Annotated in this window: 12 protein-coding genes and 1 pseudogene; 6 read left to right on the forward strand and 7 right to left on the reverse strand. The window is 52.2% G+C overall.

The genetic code is table 11. From position 1 onward, the window contains the following. Positions 1-16 precede the first annotated feature (16 nt). On the reverse strand, positions 17-1,072 hold the full coding sequence (gene mutY, locus KK078_RS01835; protein ID WP_254088527.1) for an A/G-specific adenine glycosylase: 1,056 nt from the start codon (positions 1,070-1,072) through the stop codon (positions 17-19). Between the two features lie 97 nt (positions 1,073-1,169). On the opposite strand from mutY, the gene KK078_RS01840 reads away from it, so the two are divergent. The 3 genes from KK078_RS01840 to KK078_RS01850 all read left to right on the forward strand — a co-directional run bounded on the left by KK078_RS01840 (position 1,170) and on the right by KK078_RS01850 (position 4,118). After that, positions 1,170-1,505: an HU family DNA-binding protein gene (locus tag KK078_RS01840; RefSeq protein WP_254088528.1), complete on the forward strand. Its 336-nt coding sequence runs from the start codon at positions 1,170-1,172 to the stop codon at positions 1,503-1,505. A gap of 45 nt (positions 1,506-1,550) precedes the next feature. Continuing rightward, entirely contained in the window at positions 1,551-2,363 is an 813-nt protein-coding gene (locus KK078_RS01845) for a tetratricopeptide repeat protein (protein WP_254088529.1), read from the forward strand. A gap of 195 nt (positions 2,364-2,558) precedes the next feature. Further along, positions 2,559-4,118 carry an Rne/Rng family ribonuclease gene (locus tag KK078_RS01850; RefSeq protein WP_254088530.1) on the forward strand — a complete coding sequence of 520 codons (1,560 nt, stop codon included), beginning with the start codon at positions 2,559-2,561 and terminating at the stop codon, positions 4,116-4,118. A gap of 293 nt (positions 4,119-4,411) precedes the next feature. On the opposite strand, the gene KK078_RS01855 is transcribed toward KK078_RS01850, so the two are convergent. Then, positions 4,412-7,384 carry an AsmA family protein gene (locus KK078_RS01855; RefSeq protein ID WP_254088531.1) on the reverse strand — a complete coding sequence of 991 codons (2,973 nt, stop codon included), beginning with the start codon at positions 7,382-7,384 and terminating at the stop codon, positions 4,412-4,414. 170 nt (positions 7,385-7,554) lie between these two features. Here KK078_RS01855 and KK078_RS01860 point away from each other — a divergent pair, with 170 nt between their 5' ends. Next, on the forward strand, positions 7,555-8,508 hold the full coding sequence (locus KK078_RS01860; RefSeq protein ID WP_254088532.1) for a pyridoxal-phosphate dependent enzyme: 954 nt from the start codon (positions 7,555-7,557) through the stop codon (positions 8,506-8,508). Positions 8,509-8,688: 180 nt separating this feature from the next. On the opposite strand, the pseudogene KK078_RS01865 reads toward KK078_RS01860, so the two are convergent. Then, positions 8,689-9,432 (reverse strand): annotated as a pseudogene (locus KK078_RS01865) (segregation and condensation protein A); the annotation flags it as partial. A gap of 203 nt (positions 9,433-9,635) precedes the next feature. On the opposite strand from KK078_RS01865, the gene dxs reads away from it, so the two are divergent. After that, a complete protein-coding gene (gene dxs / locus KK078_RS01870; RefSeq protein ID WP_254088533.1) occupies positions 9,636-11,555 on the forward strand; it encodes a 1-deoxy-D-xylulose-5-phosphate synthase in 1,920 nt (639 codons plus the stop codon). Between the two features lie 175 nt (positions 11,556-11,730). Further along, a complete protein-coding gene (locus tag KK078_RS01875; RefSeq protein WP_254088534.1) occupies positions 11,731-12,483 on the forward strand; it encodes an MFS transporter in 753 nt (250 codons plus the stop codon). 368 nt (positions 12,484-12,851) lie between these two features. Here KK078_RS01875 and KK078_RS01880 read toward each other — a convergent pair whose 3' ends face one another. From KK078_RS01880 to coaE, 4 genes are all read right to left on the reverse strand, one after another. Continuing rightward, positions 12,852-14,192, reverse strand: coding sequence for a TolC family protein (locus KK078_RS01880; RefSeq protein WP_254088535.1), 1,341 nt, complete (start codon positions 14,190-14,192; stop codon positions 12,852-12,854). Continuing rightward, the gene (locus KK078_RS01885) at positions 14,182-17,292 is read right to left on the reverse strand and encodes an efflux RND transporter permease subunit (protein ID WP_254088536.1); all 3,111 of its coding nucleotides are present in this window, start codon (positions 17,290-17,292) and stop codon (positions 14,182-14,184) included. Before KK078_RS01885 ends, KK078_RS01880 begins: the two co-directional genes overlap by 11 nt. Before the next feature lie 14 nt (positions 17,293-17,306). Beyond that, positions 17,307-18,362, reverse strand: a complete 1,056-nt coding sequence (locus KK078_RS01890) for an efflux RND transporter periplasmic adaptor subunit (RefSeq protein ID WP_254088537.1) — start codon at positions 18,360-18,362, stop codon at positions 17,307-17,309. Between the two features lie 69 nt (positions 18,363-18,431). Next, a complete protein-coding gene (gene coaE / locus KK078_RS01895; protein ID WP_254088538.1) occupies positions 18,432-19,034 on the reverse strand; it encodes a dephospho-CoA kinase in 603 nt (200 codons plus the stop codon). Position 19,035: the final 1 nt, after the last annotated feature.

A 19,035-nucleotide genomic window follows, 5' to 3' on the forward strand; every position in this document is an offset into this window, starting at 1 on the left:
ACCAATCTTGAGTCAACTATAAAAGCTGGTAGTCTTCCAGGAACCGGCTAATCAACACGGGCTTAGGCAGATCGGAGATTTTTTGTGAAGAATAGTATTTTAGTCCGTCCGCACCTGCTGCCTGCGACCTTTGGTCGGCCAGTGTAATGAATGTCGCATGAATGATCTGGTGGCTGAGCACGTGTTTATATTTTTTTGAGATGGTCGCGTCGTCCTGGTTAAATTTCTTCAGCAGAGGATCTTGTGCCATGAGCTTTACCGGATTGGCAGGTTTAACTTTTTCGACCACATAAAAATCATACAGGCCATGCCAGATGTCTTTTTGATCGCGCTTTTTCATCAGCATCGACTTGCCTTTGCGGATCACATAATAGTAGAAGTACCGGGGCCGGGCCGCTTTTGCTTTGGTTTTAACCGGCAGCATGTCTTGCAGCTCGTTTTTGGCGGCAAAGCAGGTTGTAGCAAAGGTACAGGTGTCGCAGTCGGGTTTGCCGGGAGTGCAGTACAGGGCGCCGAACTCCATGATAGCCTGGTTGTGCTGGTCAGGGTTTTTTGTGCTGATCAGCTCATTTGCCAGTGTTGCAAAAACCTTTTTCCCTTCCGGACTGTTGATTTCCGTATCGATGCCAAAGATCCTGGCCAGTACGCGAAAGACGTTGCCGTCGACCACGGCCACGGATTCGCGAAATGCGAAGGATGCAATGGCCGCGGCGGTGTAATCGCCTATGCCGGGCAGGGTTTTAAGCGTTTGAAAATTGTCGGGGAAGGCGCCCTGAAACCGAGCTACCACCTCTTTGGCACATTTGTGCAGGTTCCTGGCACGCGTGTAGTAGCCCAATCCTTGCCATAAGCGCAGTACTTCCTGTTCGGAGGCGGCGGCCAGGGCCTGGACGGTCGGGAACTTTTCGATAAACCGGAGGTAGTAGGGCAGCCCCTGGGCGACCCGTGTCTGCTGCAAAATGATCTCTGACAACCATATTTTGTAGGGGTCCTGGGTATCCCGCCAGGGCAGGTTACGTTTGCGTGTGTGATACCATTCAACGACTTTATCAGAGAAATATCGTTTGTCCATCCTCCTGATTATCAGATTTTTTCAATATTCATTTTTAAATCTACGAGCGGCATATAAATTTGCCAACCCAAAAAATTCGACATAAAAATATAACACAGTGACCAAAGCAGACATCATCAACGAAATTGCTGAAAAGACCGGAGTAGATAAAGCAGATGTCACCGCATCGGTGGAAGCTTTCTTCAGCGTGGTTAAGAATTCCATGGCCAATGGCAACAATATTTATATCCGGGGTTTCGGCAGCTTCATCAACAAAAAAAGAAAGAAGAAGATTGCCCGAAACATATCGCGGAATACGGCCCTGGTGATCGATGAGCACTATGTTCCCAGCTTTAAGCCTGCAAAGATCTTTGTGAGCAAAATTAAAAGCAGCGAGAAAGTTAAACAGTTAGCCGACACAGCTGAGAAATATAAAGAAGAGGATGTTGATTAAGAGCAGGACCCGTCTTGACCCGTTCCCGGGAATTCCTTCCAAAACATGCTAAAAACGCGTATTATACTCATAGTCGCCTGTGTGGCGGTGATCGTCCTTCTTTTTCTATTACCCAAGGTAGTGGTCGAGAATGACGGCTCTGTCGCAACGGGCCCGGCGGCCGATTCTGTGGGTCAGCACGCCGACGTGCACGCTGCCGCACCGCGTGCGGTGCTTCAATCCATTGCATCTTTGCGCATTCAATATCAAACAGGCTCGGAAAAAGAAAAAAATGCTATCTTTGCCGACTCTTTGGCGGGCCTGTACCGAATTGCTGGCAAATTTGACAGTGCGGCGTGGTTTTCTGAAGAAACAGCGAAGTTCTTTAACACGACGGAAAGCTGGATCGAAGCCGGTGATGATTATTACCAGGCGTTCGGTTTTGCAACGGACGAAGCCAAACAAAACCGGCTGGCTGGCAAGGCACAGGAGCTTTACAAAAAGGTATTGGATGAAAATCCTAAAAACCTGGACGTAAAAACGAAACTGGCTATGACCTACCTAAGCTCGACAAACCCCATGCAGGGCATTATGTTGCTGCGCGAGGTATTGGCAGAAGATCCGAAGAATGAGTTGGCCCTCTATAATATGGGGATGCTTTCCATTCAATCCGGACAGCATGAAAAGGCCGTGGAACGGCTCGAAGAGCTGTTGAAGGTGAACCCGAATCACACACAAGGTCATTTATTGCTTGGCATTGCGTTGATGAACACCGGAGACAACCAACGGGCGAAGGAACAATTTGAACGCGTAAAAGAAATGGATGAGGATCCGGCCGTACAAGCGACGGTAGATTCTTATCTGAAGGATTTAAAATAATAGCATCATTTTTAAAGCATTACTATGCCAAGCGGAAAGAAAAGAAAGAAGCATAAGATGGCGACGCACAAGCGTAAGAAGCGTCTTAGAAAGAACAGACATAAGAAGAAATAACCGGGCCACCGGTTAGCACTGCTTCACAGAGGTGAAGCAGTGTGTCTATACACATCATTTTTTATTTAATTATTTCTTGTTTTGAGTAATGAACTAATCATTAGTGCCACTCAGAACGGATGTCGTATAGCCCTTCTTAAAGACAAGACGCTGGTTGAATTCCACAACGAGGAGGAAGGCAGCAAATTTACAGTAGGCGACATTTATTTAGGTTCTGTCAAGAAAGTTGTACAGGGCCTGAATGCAGCATTTATAGATGTCGGCTACGATAAGGATGCCTTTTTGCATTACCTCGACCTCGGTCCGCAGTTCAGTTCACTTTCAAAGTTTACCAAGCTGGTCCGGGCCAAGAAGATCAACGGCGCCAAGCTCGACAAATTCAATCTGGAGCAGGACATTGACAAGCATGGGAAAATTACCCAGCAGCTTACCAAGGGTCAATTAATTCCTGTGCAGGTTGTTAAAGAGCCAATCTCTACAAAGGGCCCCCGATTATCCTGTGAGTTATCCTTAGCCGGTCGTTACCTGGTGTTGGTACCTTTTTCCAACGCTGTCAGCGTATCGAAGAAAATAACCTCCAACGAGGAGCGTAAGCGTCTGCTTCGCCTGATCCAATCCATCAAGCCTGAAAAGTTTGGCGTGATCATCCGCACCGTGGCCGAAGGCCGCGAGGTAGCAGAGCTCGATCGCGACCTGCGCAACATGGTTAAGACCTGGGAAGACGGCATGGAACGCCTCGTAACGGCGTCGCCGCGCGATAAGGTTATCGGCGAGATCAATAAGACATCCTCTCTGTTGCGCGACATGCTGAACGAGTCTTTCGACAACCTGCATGTTGACGATAAAAAGATCTTTGAAGAGGTTAAAGCCTATGTGCGCACGATCGCTCCCGACAAGGAAAAGATCGTAAAACTGTATACAGGCAAAGCCAAGATATTCGAGCATTACGGTATTGAGAAGCAGATCAAGTCGGCCTTCGGCACGACGGTGAGCCTCAAGGGCGGCGGCTATTTGATCATCGAGCATACCGAAGCGCTCCACGTCATCGACGTGAATAGCGGGAACAAATCAAACCGCGAAGAAAACCAGGAGACCACAGCGCTTTCTGTCAATATAGAAGCGGCCAAAGAGATCGCCCGTCAATTACGACTGCGCGATATGGGTGGTATCATCGTGATCGACTTTATCGATATGCGGAATATCGATAACAAGAAACTCATCCATAAGATCATGAAGGATGAGATGGCCGACGACAAGGCCAAGTCGACCGTACTGCCGTTGTCGAAGTTTGGTCTGATGCAGATCACACGTGAACGTGTGCGTCCGCAGATGAATATTGCTACCAAAGAGGTTTGCCCTACTTGTAACGGTACGGGTAAGATCACCGCCTCTATCCTGGTGTCCGACCTTGTTGAGAAGAACGTCGAGCACCTGCTGGTGAAGCAAAACGAAAAGAACCTGGTCTTGGCCTTGCACCCCTATCTGCATGCCTACTTTACCAAAGGCTTTATCTCCCAGCGCATGCGTTGGTACTTTAAATACAAGCGCTGGGTGAACATCGTCATGGATTCTTCCATGGCCGTGACGGAATTTAAATTCCTGAACAAGGAGGGCGAAGAAATTCAGCTCACTGCGAGCTGATCGCTAAAAGATAATATACCGGGCATGTTGCCAGGTGTAAGAAGCCGCTTCCTATATATGGGGCGGCTTTCTTATTGGCGCGCGTTGCCGGCGCAGGCCCGGACACAGCAGGCTTGCGCGGAAGATGCCTTCGAGCTATCCGGGGCATGTCCCAGTGCTTTTAGGACTATGTCATCGCTGGGGTAACAGTGGCTCAACGCCAAGATACGTCTAAGATAACCCTGCTTTTGACCCCCCTTAAAAGCAGAAAGGCCACCTTTTCAAGGTAGCCTTTCCGATTGTCGGTGTTTGGATTAGTTCTTTTTCTTTTTCAGCAAGCCCTTGATCAGGTTCTTGGCATCTTCCACCTGTTTTTCCTGTGTGGCTTTGGTGGTATCGCCTTTGGCTGTTGTTTTGGCGGTGTCTTTGCCCAGCAGCTTGTTGATTGTTTTTTCAGCTTCTGTGCCTTTCACAGCGTTCTGCAGAGCTTTTGTGCCTTCTTCTTTTACGGCTGCGGTGGCGGCATCTTTTACTTGCTGTTTCTGCTCATCCATCACCAGCTTGGTCGACGGATTTGCATAGTTACCTCCCACGCCGATCGTTACGGGAATCGGTGCGTTCGGATCGGATTTGGTGGTGCTATATTTCGACAGCAGGCTGTTGAATTGAGAACCCAGCTTGCCGGCCGGCACATCCATCTTCAATGTGTAATCCAGCGAGCCGTCCAGGCCGGTGCTGCCGGCTACGACGGTTTTATAGGTACCAAACTTCACGTCGAACGGCTGTACGGTCAAGCGGCCGTTTTTGATGGAGGCTTTCATCAGCACGTCTTTCAATGTTACCTGATCGGTGTCGTTAAGCTTAGTGATAGAGGTAATACCGGATACGAGCTTGGAGCCGGTCAGCGCGGCTTGTGCGATCTTGATGTTACCATCGCCAAAGACCGTGGCCATGTTGGGCATCATGTCCTGCAATAGTTCGCCGCTCAGCTTGAAGTCGGTCGAGAAGTTGCCATTGACCAGGCCGGCGATCGGCGCGTAGGTAGTTACGAGCGATGAAGCGCTGGAGGCTTCCTTCATCGAAACGTTGTTGATGTTCAGCAACATGTCATACTTGGGGTGCGACAGGTCTTTGGTGTTATACGTACCATTTACCACGAAGCTACCGCCCAGCATGTTGAATTTCAGACCGCTCAAATTGGCGACACCGTCTTTTACGACCACATCGCCGCTGGCGTTGGTCATGGTAAAGTTCATGAGCTTGACCGTCTTGATGTCCGACTTCAATACAAAGTCGATATTCTGCGGCACCGGAATGACGCTGAGCGCAGCCGTATCGGTTGTCGTCGCAGGCGTTTCTGATTCAGTCATGAACTCGTTCAGGTCGAACAGCGTCGAGTTAAAGTTCACCACGCCTTTGATCGTGGCGTTTTCGCTGAAGACATATGCGATATAGTTCAATATGGAACCGCTTACGGCAAAGTCGCTCTTGCCGATCGTGCCTTTGAGGTTTTGCAGCTGAATTTGTCTCGGGTCGAAGCTCATCGACGCCTGCGAGATGTCTACCGGCGGCAGATCTTTTGTCAGGTATTTGAAGTTTTGCAATGACGCGCTACCACTGGTCGGCAGGCGATCGTATTTCGAGGCTTGCACATCCGAATATTTACCTTTTGTTTCGATATCGGCTTTTACCTTACCGGCCAATGTCATGCCTTCCAGCGGGAAGATCTTGGTGATCTTCTCGAGGTCTACGCCACCTTTCGCTTTCAGGTCCCAGGTATAGTCGTCGAGGTTTTCCAGCGCCAGGTTGGCGTTGAAGCGTTCGCCGTCCAGCAGCAACGACAGGTCTTTTACCGTAATAAAGGTCTCGGCCATTTTGCCTGAGGTGTTCTTAATGGTCGACTGGAAATGCAGGTCTTCCAGGGGCATCGGGAAGTCGGCTGATTTTACAAAGCCGTCTGCCAGCGACATCGTCGCGTCGATCGCCGGAATGGTTTTCTTCAGGCTATCATATACGCCCTTGGCGTTCAGGTTCAGCGCATAGCTGCCCTTCATGTCGAGGCCTTGCATGGGGAACATCTTGTTCAGCTCGGCCAGGTTAAACCTGGCGGATACGGTAGCGTCTACATTGGTAGGGTACATTTTTGTTACCAGGGCTTTGGCATCGATGGGATTTGAGCCAAGGTCCAGGTGCAGCTTTTTGAGATCGATCACGGTGTTGTCGATCACGCCGTCTTTGTTGTCTACCAGCAGGTCTACATTGATGTTGTTTACCGGTGTGGGCAGCTCGGGGTATTTAAACATCGCGTCCTTCACGAGTAGGTTCAGGTTGAACGCGGGCATCTGGTTTTCGCTATAGGTACCTTTGGCAAAGCCGTTAAAGGCGAGCTCACCTTTGGTCTCGATGCTCTTGAAGCTTTCCGAATACATACCCGGCACGAGGGAAAGAATGTCTTTGAACTCCGTCTCGGGGCTTTTGAAGCTGAGATCCATGCCGAAGTCTTTCTCGTTCATTTTAAACCAGCCGTCAAAGCTCAGGGCAAAGTCGTTTAGTCTGGCGGTGTTTTCCTTGAAGGTATATTTGGTGTATTGCTCGCTGATGGAAACGGTAGCATCTATCTCTACGCGTTTATTGCTCAGATATTCGGCACCGGCGTAGCTCATGGTAAGTGTATCGGCCACAGTTTTGGTGCGCAGGTCGAATACGTCCTGGGTAAAGTCGCCCGAGCCGGAGTGGTTCAGACCCTTGAGGGTCATCAGGAACGGAAGCGACTTGTCGTCATAGATCACTTCGCCGTTTACAATTTCCCAGTGGTCGATGCCAAAGGAAAAATCGCCACCGGGCTCTTCGGTCGTGGTGGTGGTGTCGGTCGACGGAATGGCAATGTCGTAGTTGGCGCGGCCGTCTTGAAGTACATGGATCTCTACCATCGGGTTGATAATGGATATACCCTTCACCCGCAGCTCGTCGCCGAAGAGGATATCTTTCAGGTTTACCTCTACTTCAAATTCCTCGGCAACAAAAAGCGGTACTCCTTGGAACGGCGCGCGGTTTATTACACCGAACTCGCGCATCTGTGCGGTGATGTTGGGAAAGTTCTTAAAGAGTGTCAGCTCGAATTTATCAATGTCAAACAAAACGTCGGCGTTGACAGACTTCGCGATCTCTTTGTCGATGGCGGCTTTGATATCGTCCTTAAAAACGATCGGAACGATGAACGCCGCCGCCAGGAGTAGCACGACAAGTCCGCCGATGATGATGAATGTCCATTTCAGTGCTTTTTTCATACCTAATGATTTATCCCTTACTAAATTTGACAAGAGGAGGCCAAATTTACTAAACGGCGGCTGTCTTTTTTGGTCCGGTTGGGGAAAGCTTCTGCCAAAAGAATATTAGGGAGTTGGATTGTGGTAAACGTATAGAAATGTTATTATGGCCCCCACTTTATACCTGTTCCATGATCACTTCTGCTACTATTCTTACCGCCCACGCCCGTATCCGGCCCTATATTCACCGTACGCCTGTCATGACCTCTGCCGGCATGGACCAGCTGGCGGGCGGGTCGCTGTTCTTCAAGTGTGAGAATTTCCAGAAGGTGGGTGCTTTTAAGGCCCGGGGTGCCATGAACGCCGTCTTGCAACTGACGCCTGAACAACGAGCGGCGGGGGTGGCTACCCACTCGTCGGGCAATCATGCACAGGCCATTGCGCGGTCGGCCAAGCTGCTGGGTATACGCGCCTATATTGTTATGCCGCGTACGGCTCCGGCGGTAAAGAAACGTGGTGTAGAAGGGTTCGGCGGCGAAATCTTTGAATGTGAGCCTACCCTGGAGGCGCGCGAAAGCATGTTGCGCGATGTCATCGCCAGGACCGGTGCCACGGAAATACATCCCTTTAACAACTACGACGTTATGGCGGGCCAGGCGACGGCTGCACTGGAACTATACCAGGAGATAACCGATCTCGACATCGTGATAGCGCCCGTCGGCGGCGGCGGATTGCTTAGCGGTACCTCTATGGCTACACGGTATTTTTCACCCCGTACGGCAGTGCTGGCGGCCGAGCCGGCGGGCGCCGATGATGCTTATCGCTCGATGCTCAGCGGACAGCCCGAAGTATCGCAGGCAAACTCCATTGCCGACGGGCTGTTGACGTCGCTGGGCGACAAGACGTTTCCCATCGTACGCGAAAATGTACAACAGATCATTACCGTGACCGACGAGGAGATCGTGCAGGCTATGCGCCAGGTGTGGGAAAAGATGAAAATTATAATCGAACCGTCCAGCGCCGTGCCTGTGGCGGCTGTGCTAAAAGCAGGTGACGTATTCAGGGGTAAACGCACCGGTATAATCCTGTCGGGCGGGAATGTCGATCTTGAGCGCGCGTTGCAGCTGTTTCAGGCGGGCCGGTAATTACGCCTTGTCGCGATCGGTGTCGGCTTCCGGTTCGGTTTCGTCGGCATCGTCGTCTTCATCGCCGTCGCTGCTTTCGTGGTCGAGCACCGCATCGCTGTCGGCCGAAGCGATCACGTCGGATTGCTCGAAGGGGACTTCGATCTCTTCTACAGCGCTGGAAATTTCCAGCTGGTCGCCCTGGTATTTGGTAATCCAGAAGTTGTTAAACCCCTCACCGACCTGGATGGCCAGGAGTTGCAGCGCCAGCATTTCCAGGATGGCCAGGAAGTTAAAGATCAGGCCCAGCCGGGTAGGAAACGTTTCCAGCAATTCGGCAAAAGAAACGCGACCGCGTTTCGTCACTTCCGTGACCAGATATTTCTTTTGGCCATCGACCGTGTAGGGATATTGCACGACCTGGTGCACGGGTTTATTCTTTTCGGCTTCAAAGCGCTTTAATACGCGCTCGAAGATCGTCATCAGTTTAAAGACGGTAACGTCCTGCAGCTCGGCTTCGACGTTGGTGCTTTCGGCCAGCGACTTGAGCTCTTTTACGAGGTTGCCACGCTTTTCTTTCTGCAGCTCGGTCTCTTCCATCTGGTGGAAGATATCCACGACCGATTTGTATTTTTTGTACTCCAGCAGGTGGCGTACCAGCTCTTCGCGAGGGTCGATCTCGTTGCCTTGTTCGTCCAGTTGCGGGCGCGGCAGCAACATTTTTGACTTGATGCGCATCAGCGTGGCGGCCACGAGAATAAACTCGCTGGCAACTTCGATGTTGAGCTCTTCCATCTGCTTGATGTACGCCAGGAAGTCGTTCGTGATCTTGGAAATTGGAATATCGTAGATATCCAATTCGTCGCGTTCAATAAAGAACAGCAACAGATCGAACGGACCCTCGAAGAGGGGAAGTTTCACCTCAAAATTTTCCTGTGTCGTCATAAGCGTAGCCGGCAAATTTATTTATAATCCTACAAAAAGCCCCGATCCAAAAGAAATACTAATTTTGTGGTTAGGTTTTCCTCCAAAAGCTGCATTCCGGCCCATTTTTTTCCGTTTCCGGTCAAAGCGCGGGGGTTGTGTTATAAAACCCTTATCTTCGTTTTACGTGTTAAAGGAGCTATAATTTGTCTATAATTCCCTCTATGCTGATAACTCCGGGAAAACTTCTGGCGCAGATCAACTCACCAGACGATTTAAAGAAGCTAGACCAGGCACAATTGGTCCAGCTGAGCGACGAGCTCCGTCACTTTATCATCGACAATGTTTCTGTCTATGGCGGGCACTTTGGCGCCAGTCTCGGGGTAGTCGAGCTGACCGTCGCCCTCCACTACGTTTTTAACGCGCCGTACGATCAGCTGGTATGGGACGTGGGCCACCAGGCCTATGGTCATAAGATCCTCACCGGCCGTCGTGACGAGTTCCACACAAACCGCGTTTACAAAGGCATTTCCGGGTTCCCGCGCCGCTATGAAAGCCCGTACGATGCTTTCGGGGTGGGACACTCCTCCACGTCGGTATCGGCTGCGCTGGGTATGGCGGTGGCCTCCAAATACAAGGGTGAAGAAGACCGCCAGCACATTGCCGTCATTGGAGACGGTGCGCTGACTGGGGGTATTGCCTTTGAAGGGATGAACCACGCAGGGGTGTCAGATTCCAACATTCTGATCATTCTGAACGATAACTGCATGGCGATCGACCCCAACGTGGGCGCGCTGAAAGATTATCTCACCGACATCACCACATCGCGGGCCTACAACAAACTGAAGGATGAAGTCTGGAACCTGCTTGGCAAGCTTTCCAATTTTGGGAAGAGCGCCCAGGAGATTGCATCGAAAGTTGAAAACGGCATCAAGTCCACGCTGCTCAGCCAAAGCAACTTCTTTGAGTCGCTCAACCTGCGCTACTTCGGTCCGGTAGACGGCCACGATGTGAACCACCTGGTCAACATCTTCGAGGACCTCAAAAATATCAAGGGCCCCAAGATCCTCCACTGTGTTACGGTAAAAGGCAAAGGCTACGCACCTGCCGAAAAAGGCAACGCCACGACCTGGCATGCGCCCGGCACCTTTGACAAGATCACCGGTGAGATCTTTAAGAAAGTACAGGACGTGCCGCAGCCGCCCAAGTACCAGGACGTTTTCGGTCACACGCTGGTGGAGCTGGCGCGCGCCAACGACAAGATCGTGGGCATTACGCCAGCCATGCCTTCGGGTTCGTCGATGAACATCATGATGAAAGAGATGCCCGACCGCGCATTCGACGTGGGCATAGCCGAACAGCATGCCGTGACGTTTTCGGCGGGTCTTGCAACGCAGGGGCTGATTCCATTTTGTAACATCTACAGCTCGTTCATGCAGCGGGCCTACGACCAGGTCATTCACGACGTCTGTATTCAGAACCTGCCCGTGAACTTCTGCCTGGACCGTGCCGGTTTTGCCGGTGCCGACGGTGCCACGCACCACGGTGCCTACGACCTGGCATACTTCCGGTGTCTGCCCAACATGATCGTGGCGGCGCCGATGAACGAAGAAGAACTACGCGACCTGTTATACACCGCCCAGCTGCCGCGTGCAGCGCAAGCATTCTCGATCCGCTACCCCCGCGGACAGGGTGTGATGCCGGCCTGGCGTACGCCCATGAAAGCCATTACCATCGGCACGGGGCGCATGTTGCGCGAAGGCCATGACCTGGCGATCCTGTCGATCGGCCATATCGGCAATTATGCCACGGAGGTCTGTGACGCGCTGGCCGAACAGAACATCCGCATTGGCCATTATGATATGCGGTTTGTAAAGCCGCTGGACGAAGCGCTGTTACACACCATCTTTGCCCGTTACAAAAAAGTGCTGACCATCGAAGACGGCTGTCTGCCCGGCGGCTTCGGCAGTGCCATTCTCGAGTTCATGGCCGACCATCATTACAACGCAGAGGTACGGCGCCTGGGTATCCCCGACAAGGTGGTGGAACATGGAGAGCAGTCCGAGCTGCACCACGAATGTGGTTTTGATGTGGCGGGCATCGAACGCGCGGTCGCCGAAATGTTGGAATTAGTGTCGCGCTAGTACATCCGTAAGAGATGCGTCAGGCCGGCTAATCATTTTTCCGCTCATCCTACTAAATTCGTTAAAACTGTATTAAATTGTATTGATTTCTGCTCTTACGCACTTTTCGTGTTAGGTTTAATAAAAACCGGCTTATATATTTGCTATCAGGAACAATAATAACCAACCGATAATCATGAACGAAATAGTAGATCCACACCAGTATGATTCCTGGAATGAGATGGCCCGTAATATTGCCTATTTAGGCTGGGTGATTGCCATCCTGATCATCTTGTATCATGTGGTCCGTCTGTTGACGATGAGCGATGCCAAGTCGAAGTATGATTACATCAACAAAAGTGAGATCCGTACGCTGTGGATCGCAGCTGTCATCCTGGTCATCGGCTGCTGTTTCTATGCCAACGCCAACATCGTTGAGCTGAGCCCGCTGTGGATCTTCGTGCGTGGCTTCACGACCTTTGCCATGGGTATGATCGTGGCCCTGATCATTCAGAATCTTTTGAAATTCTACTATCCGTTCTTTATCGAAAAGCGCCTGAAAGTACTGCGTTACAAGCCGCGGGTTTCTCCGAAAACCGGCAAGGCTATGAAGCTGCTGAGCGAAGAAGAAGAAGATGCTTACCTCGACGAAGGTATGCAGGCGGAAGAGAACGTATTCTCCATCGACTACGACGTATGGAAAGACGAAGAGACCGGCTACGTGAAAATCGAGCGTTACTCGGGTCACCTGCACGCGCTGCAATGCCCTGAGTGTAACTACCAGACCTTTAAAGTAGTTCGCGAAGAGATCCTGAAGAACCCTTCACCGGTAGAAGAAGGCGAGCTGCTGAAGCACTATCAGTGCGGCTACTGCGGCTACAAGGCTAAGAAAACTGTTACACTGAAGATCTCCGGCAAATTCGAAGAGTCTTCTGCGGCTACGGTGTAAGCTACCGCGTTAGAGAATATCAAAGACCCGAAGGATTTCCTTCGGGTTTTTTTATGTCTTTTTGGTTCGCGGCTCGGCCAGTGGGCAAGCAGTCAATAGCATGATTTATTACGTATCGGCTACTCGTTGGAGTCACGGGGATAGCTCGCGCGCGAGTTAATGACATCCCGGCGTAGGGCAGGGTGTGGAAGGTGGTCGGAGACCGCTGCCATACCGGGCACCGGTTGACGCACTGCCGCTTCGCTGGGGTGCTTAACACCGGCGCCAGACGCCGCCAAGCATCCGTATATTCATCAAATAAAACCGGCCCGTCCCAAGGGAACGAGCCGGCTGATTTAATTGGGTTGTTTCAAAGTTTCTGTTGCCACTTATTTCAGTAGCGCGCCTTTCAATCGCAGCAGTTCTGTTTCGGCGGCCTTGGAAAGATAGCGTGCGTTGATCAGGCGGGTATACGCGTCGGCCAGGCTTTGCTGCGCTGTACGTAATTCGATGTATGTAATGATGCCGCGTTTGAAGCCCTCCAGGGCGATGAACACGTTGTCTTTCGCAAAGAGGATGTTCTCCTCTTCCACCAGCAAAACCTTGCGTGCGTTGTCGTAGTTTACGTACGCGTTGCGCACGCCAAAGTCTATTGTCACCTTGGCCTGATCGTAGAGCACACGCTGGCGGTCCAGGAATATATTGGCCTGTCGGATGTTGCGGCGTGTGACGAAGTTGTTGAGGATTGGCAACGTCAGGGTAAAGCCATAGTTGTAGCCATTGCTGCGGCTGAAGAGGGCTGAGAACGGGTTGATAAGACGTATATTATTCGTTTCTGACCAATTATAAGCAGCATTAAATGCCAGCACAGGCGACATCTCCGCGCGGCGTTCGTGCAGCGACAGGCGGGCGGCTTCTGTGTTCAGGTTCAATGTCTGGAGTGCGAAGTTCGTGGCCTCGAGGTTGGTTTGAATATCCTCGAGCCTCAGCTCGAGATTGACCACAATGGTGTCGGCTACTTCGTATACCGGCGGCAGTTGCTGCCCCACCATGGTGTTGAGCTGCTCTTTCAGGTTGGCGATGGCGGCTTCCTGCTGCAACGCCTGGGTGCGCTGTGCATTGTAGTCTACGCGCGCCTGCAGCAATTCGGGTTTGCCGCCGGTACCTACCTGCAGCTTGCGGTCAGCCAGCTTTACGCGCTCTTCGCTGACGGCCATTTGCTCCTGGATAGCTTTGAGCTGCTGCTTCTGCCGCACGATGTCGTAGTAGCTGACGATGACGTCGGCGATCGTGTTCACCATCTGGTCCTTGACCGCCAACTGGCCCATGGCCTCCAGGGTTTTGATACGATCGAGGGTGGCAAACATTTTGGTACCGTCAAACAATGTCCAGTTGAGTGCGACAGATGCAGATGTGTTTTTTGATTCGGCTTTACCGCTGTTGTTGCGTGTAGCATCCTCAAAGCGAAGGCTTTGCTCGTTATTGTTCCAGGTTATCGCCCCCTGCGCGTTCAGCTGCGGCAGGAAAGCACCATTTGCGTACCGGCGATCGGCGGAGTACGATTCGGCGGTATTGCGGGCGAGGATAACGTCGAAGTTTCGCTCGAGCGCCATGCCTATTACCTGATCCAGCGTTACTTGCTCAGGCTGCGTCGCGGTCGGCTGCTGTGCATACAGGCAGCCTGTAAAGATGATATAGGTTAAGAGCGAGGCCGGAAGTTTAATTTTCATATACCAGTTCCTTATGCGAAGGTGTTGTGGGTGTGTTGGCGCCAAACTCTACGTGCTTTCTGGCACGTGAGAAATACGAGTAGACAGCCGGAATAACAAACAGTGTGAGAATGAGCGAGAACATGATACCACCGACGATAACGATACCCAGCGGCTTGCGGCTCGTAGAGGCTGCTCCCAACGATAGGGCCAGCGGCAGCGAGCCGAGCGCCATGGCCAGGCTGGTCATGAGAATGGGGCGCAGGCGCATACGCGATGCTTCCAGCACTGCTTCGATCTTGCTCATACCTTCATCTCGTTTCTGGTTGGCAAACTCTACAATGAGGATACCGTTTTTTGTCACCAGGCCGATCAGCATGATCATGCCGATCTGAGAGAAGATGTTGTTGGTCTGGTCAAAGATATAGAGCGACAGGAATGCGCCGCAGAATGCGAGCGGCACGGTGATCATGATGATCAGCGGGTCGATAAAGCTTTCAAACTGCGCCGCCAGAATGAGGTAGATCAACAGCAACGCCAGGATCAACGCAAAAGAAGTATTACCCGAGCTTTCGGCATAGTCACGCGAAGCACCGGAGAGCGAGGTGGTGAAGGTCTCGTCGAGCAGCTCGTCGGCGATCTTCCGCATTTCGTTGATGCCGTCTCCCACGGTTTTGCCGGGCGCCAGGCCTGCCGAGATCGTAGCAGATTTATAGCGGTTAAAGTGGTAGAGCGCCGGCGGCGTGGTAGACTCTACTACCGATACCACGTTGTCGAGCGAGATCAGCTGGCCCGAGCCGGTGCGTACATAGAGGTTCTTGAGGTCGTCCGGATCGTCGCGATCGATGCGCATGACCTGGCCCATCACCTGGTATTGCTTACCGTCTTTGGTGAAGTACCCGAAGCGCAGGTTACTATAGGCTAGCTGCAAGGTCTGCGCTATATCTTGTACACTAATGCCCAGCTGTGTAGCCTTGAGGCGGTTGATCGCAACGCGCAGCTCGGGCTTGTTGAACTTGAGGTCTGAATCTATGCCTTGCAGCACGGGGTTTGCCGCCGCCGTTTCGAGGAACCTGGGCAGCACCTCGCGCAGTTTCTCGAAGTTGTTGTTCTGAATGACGAATTGTACCGGCAGACCGCCGCGACGGTTTACTGCGATGGTTTGCTCCTGTATGGCGAAGGCCCGGCCGCTGGGAAACTTATTGAGGTTCTTGCTCACGGCGTCCACGATCTCCTGTTGTGACCGCGTGCGCTCGTTTGGATCGGTTAACGTAACACGCACAAAACCGCTGTTGACTGAGCCGGCACCTGAGAAGCCGGGTGCGGTAACAGACAGGGCCGTTTCATACTCAGGCACGGAGTCTTGTATGTACGTTACCATCTGCTGCACGTAATTATCCATGAAGTCGTATGACGTGCCCTCTACCGCCTGCAACGTCAACCGGAATTGGTTGCGGTCTTCCATCGGGGCAAGCTCCGATTGGATGGTCGAGAAGATCAGGAAAAAGACACCGATACAGGCAAACACGATAATGCCTGCCATCCAGCGCACGCGCATAAATTTGGCCAGGATGCGTCTATATCCTTCTTCCATTCCGGTGAAGAAAGGTTCCGTTACGCGATAGAACCACGAGTGCTCGTGGTGGGTGCGCGTCAGCTTAACGCTGAGTACTGGTGTAAGCGTAAGCGACACAAAGCAGGAAACCAGCACGGCGCCGGCTACTACGATGCCGAACTCACGGAACAACCGGCCGACAAAGCCTTGCATAAAGACGACCGGCAGGAACACCACCGCCAGCGTGATGGATGTGGCAATAACGGCGAAGAAGATCTCCTTCGAACCTTCCGCGGCCGCCTGGTATTTATTCATGCCCTGCTCCAGCTTTTTATAGATGTTCTCCGTCACGACAATACCGTCGTCCACCACCAGGCCTGTAGCCAGTACGATGCCGAGCATGGTCAGCACGTTTATCGAGAAGCCACACAGGTACATAATGAAGAAGGTGGCCACGAGTGAGACCGGTATATCGATCAGCGGGCGGATGGCAATGATAAAGTCGCGGAAGAACAGGTAGATGATCAAGACGACCAGCAGGAAGGAAATCAGCAGTGTTTCTTCCACTTCAGAGATCGAACGCGTGATGAATACGGTCTGGTCCATGGCGATGGAGAGCGTAATGTCTGCCGGCACCTCTTTTTTGATCTGCTCCAGGCGTTTGTAGAACTCGTCGGCGATCTCTACATAGTTCGACCCCGGCAGCGGCACCATGGCCAAGCCTACCATGGGTATATTGCTTTCGCGCAAGACCGACTCTTCGTTCTCGGGTCCCAGTACGGCCTGGCCTACATCTTTCAGGCGTATGTCCCCTTGTGGGGTGGAGCGTACAATGACGTTGGAAAAGTCTTCTTCGGTATATAGCCGACCAAAGGTACGTACCGTTAACTCTGTGGCATTGCCCGCGATTTTGCCCGACGGCAGCTCTACGTTTTCTTTGTTGAGGGCGGTTTGTATATCGAGGGGCGTGAGGCTATACGCGCTGAGCTTGCCGGGGTCGAGCCAGATGCGCATGGCATATTTTTTCTCGCCCCAGATCTGAATGCTGCTGACGCCGGGTATAGTTTGCAGACGTTCCACCAGCACGTTGTTACAATACTCGGTCAGCTCCAGCGGATTCTTTGTATTGCTTTGCACCGTCATGGTAATGATAGCGTCTGAGTTGGCATCGGCTTTCGATACGATGGGTGGACCGGGAAGGTCATCGGGCAGCGAGCGGCTGGCTTGTGATACCTTGTCGCGCACGTCGTTGGCGGCCGCCTCCATGTCCACACCGAGCTCGAACTCAACGTTGATGTTGCTGCGGCCCATGCTGGATATGGAGGTCATGTTCTTAATCCCGGCGATGCCGTTGATGGACTTCTCCAGCGGCTCGGTGATCTGGGATTCGATGATGTCGGCGTTGGCACCCGAGTAGCTGGTGCTGACGTTTACGTTGGGTGGGTCGATCGCGGGGTAGTCGCGTATACCCAAAAAGTTGAAGCCGATGACGCCAAACAGCACCAGGATGATGTTCATCACAAATGCCAGTACTGGCCGGCGCAGGCTTATTTCAGAAATGTTCATTGCGTGGAGCCGTGTTAGAACGTCTTAACCTTTCCAATCTTCACTTTCGAGTTAGGCCGTATGGCCATCAGTCCTGATGTGATAATAGTATCACCGGCTTTGACGCCGCTCAGGATCTGCACGTAGGCAGAGTCGCGCAGACCGGTTTCTACCACCGTATACTGCACGCTGTCGCGCTTCAAGACAATCACCTGCTTGTTGCGCGCCGTCGGTATGATCGCTTGCGACGGTACCATCAGCGCCTGGTTGTTTTTGCCCAGTTGCAGGTTGACACGTGCAAACACGCCGGGCACCAGCTCGGGGTGTTGTTCATTTACCACTGCGCGTACTTTGAGGGTGCGGGTATTTTGGTCTACACTGCTTTCGGTGGCGAGCACCGTAGCTTTATGTGCTTGTTTGCCACCGTCCACGGTAAACTGTACGGTATACCCTTTTTTTATTTCTTTCGCATATTTTTCAGGCACAGAGAACTCCAGCTTGAGTTGGTTCACCTGGCGTAGCGTGGTAATGATATCGGTCGGTGCAATAAACGCGCCCAGGCTGACCGTGCGCAGACCGATGCGCCCGGCATAGGGCGCGCGGATTTCTGTCTTGGCAATAGCGATACGGGTAGATTCAATATCCGCCTTGAGGTTCTCTACGTCGAGAGCTGCCAGGTCGTAGTCCTGCTGGCTGATGCCGTTGATCTTTACCAGCTCGCGGTTACGTTCTTCCGTCTTCTCTTTGATCTTGAGCTGTACTTCGAGCTTGCGAAGCTGCGCCTGCAGGTCTTCGTCGAAGAGCTTTACCAGCAGCGTGCCTTTGCTTACCAGGCTTCCTTCCTGAATGTTCATCTTCACAATGCGGCCGTCCACTTCTGCGCGGATCTGCGTTTCTTCGAAGGGCAGCAGCGAGCCCGGTACTTCGATCTTTTCGCTCACAGAGCTTACGCCCACCAGAAAGCCATCGGCCAGTACAGGGCCGCTGTTGCGCTGGCGTCCGCCACCGGCAGGGCCTTCTTGCTTCTTCGAATGGCAGGCACCGGCGATAAGGGCTGCGGCGATCAATACGATTGCTATATTACGTTTCATGCTGTTGGTGTCTGTAGTACTGTTGGCGGTCTTCACACTAATCCTGCCGGAGCGGAAGTGTGCACGCGGTCAGGCATTCCCCTGTAAAAGGCGATGGTGTAGTTCGAGCACCTGAGGAATGACAAGGATCGAGTCATCGTTGTAAATAATATCGTCGGCGAGGGCCTTCTTCTCTTCTTCTGACAGTTGCTTCCGGATAATAGCCCGCACTTGTGCCTCGGGTCTGTTGTCGCGTTTCATTACCCGGCGGATGCGTACATCTTCCGGCGCGTATACAACAATCGTGCGGTCCAGCAACCGGTACACACCGGTCTCGAATAACAGCGCCGCTTCACGAATGACATAGGGCTTTTCTCTATATCGATCCGTCCATTGAGCGAAGTCCTGCCGCACGCGCGGATGTACAAGGCTATTGAGTATATCCAGCTTCTCTTGCTGGTTAAAGACCACTTCGCCCAGGTATTTGCGGTTCAGCGTACCATCAGTTAAGTACGACAAATCACCGAATTCTTTCTTTATCTGCGATATGAGAATTCCATCGGTGGTCATTAGTTCTTTCGCATGGCTGTCAGCATCATACACGGGAATTCCGAGACATGCGAAGATTTTAGTGACCAGGGTTTTTCCCGAGCCAATGCCGCCGGTAATGCCGATCTGCAGAGGTTTATGCACA

Origin of the sequence: Dawidia soli (assembly GCF_018598185.1) — a bacterium.
In the GTDB taxonomy this organism is placed as follows: Bacteria; Bacteroidota; Bacteroidia; order Cytophagales; family Cyclobacteriaceae; genus Ohtaekwangia; species Ohtaekwangia soli.